This window comes from Brunnivagina elsteri CCALA 953 (genome assembly GCF_002289455.1).
In the GTDB taxonomy this organism is placed as follows: Bacteria; Cyanobacteriota; Cyanobacteriia; order Cyanobacteriales; family Nostocaceae; genus Brunnivagina; species Brunnivagina elsteri.
Map to the genome: position 1 here is coordinate 1 of NZ_NTFS01000729.1, position 1,488 is coordinate 1,488.

At 38.3% G+C, this 1,488-nt stretch carries 1 pseudogene; it reads left to right on the forward strand.

Going from position 1 to position 1,488, the window contains the following annotated elements:
- Nucleotides 1-187: 187 nt before the first annotated feature.
- A pseudogene (locus tag CK510_RS30270) lies at nucleotides 188-1,411 on the forward strand (cation:proton antiporter domain-containing protein); the annotation flags it as partial.
- Between the last annotated feature and the right edge of the window lie 77 nt (nucleotides 1,412-1,488).

Below are 1,488 nucleotides of genomic sequence, written 5' to 3' on the forward strand. Positions count from 1 at the left end.
CTACATAACCTAAATTTAACGACATCAATTTCCTAACTCCCTATTTACTCTAATCTAAATCATTCTTAACAATAATTAATATTATTGGTGGATAATAAAAAATATTTTGTGACTCAGTAAGGTTGACATTTTTGACCATTTTCAAGAATCATCTAAGAGATGCCGGATATTAACTAGTGAGGAAGCTATGCACACAGTTGTTCTGGTTTTAGTCGAAGTCTTAATTGTCATGGGATTATCGCGGTTAGCAGGAGTTGCATTTCGATGGATTAACCAACCATTAGTAATTGGTGAAATTGTAGCTGGGATAATGCTTGGTCCTTCCCTATTTGGTATGCTTGCACCAGGATTATCTGCAACTTTATTTCCCCCCGAAACAATTCCTTTTTTAAACCTTTTATCCCAGATAGGGTTAATATTTTTCATGTTTTTAATCGGGTTAGAATTAAACCCGAAATATCTAAGTGGTAATTTAGAAATAGCGATTTTAATCTCCCATGTAAGTATCTTAGTTCCGTTTTGTTTGGGAACGCTGCTAGCATCAATACTTTATCCTCTTGTTTCAATTGCTAGCATACCTTTTACAGCCTTTGCCCTATTTTTAGGGGCAGCAATGTCAATCACTGCGTTTCCAGTACTAGCAAGGATTATTACTGAAAATAACTTACAACGCACAAGATTAGGAACATTGGCATTGACTTGTGCAGCAGTTGATGATGTGACCGCATGGTGTATTTTAGCAGTTGCGATCGCAGTGGCGCGAAATGGTAGCATTGACCAGAAAGCCATACTAACCATCATTGAAAGCCTTGCTTACATTGGCTTTATGTTCACACTTGGACGATGGTTTCTTAAGCGTCTAGCCACATATTACCAACGTGCTGGTCGTCTCAACCAATTAATGATGGCATTAATTTATGGTGGTGTCGTTGCCTCTGCCCTTATTACCGAATTCATCGGTATTCACCTAATTTTCGGAGCATTTTTATTAGGGGCTGTTATGCCTAAAAACGCTGGTTTAGTGCGTGAACTGGCAGTTAAAACCGAAGACTTCGTTTTGATATTTTTATTACCAGTATTCTTCGCCTATAGTGGCTTACGAACGCAAATTGGTTTAATTAACACTCCCGAAGCGTGGGGATTATGTGGGTTAATCTTAGCAGTTGCGATCGCAGGCAAATATATAGGTACATATGTAGCAGCTCGTGTCAGTGGCATCAATAATCGCGAAGCATCAGCCTTGGGATGGTTAATGAACACTCGTGGTTTAACCGAACTGATTGTACTTAATATTGGCTTGGAATTAAAAGTCATCTCGCCGCTACTTTTTACCATGTTGGTAATTATGGCACTAGTCACCACATTTATGACTTCTCCACTGCTAGAATTAACCTATCCCAAACGTTTAATTGGGTACATCCCAGTTTTTATTCTTCCAAGAAAGATAAATAAATCATGAGAAAGTAAAGGGAAATTAAACGCGAACGC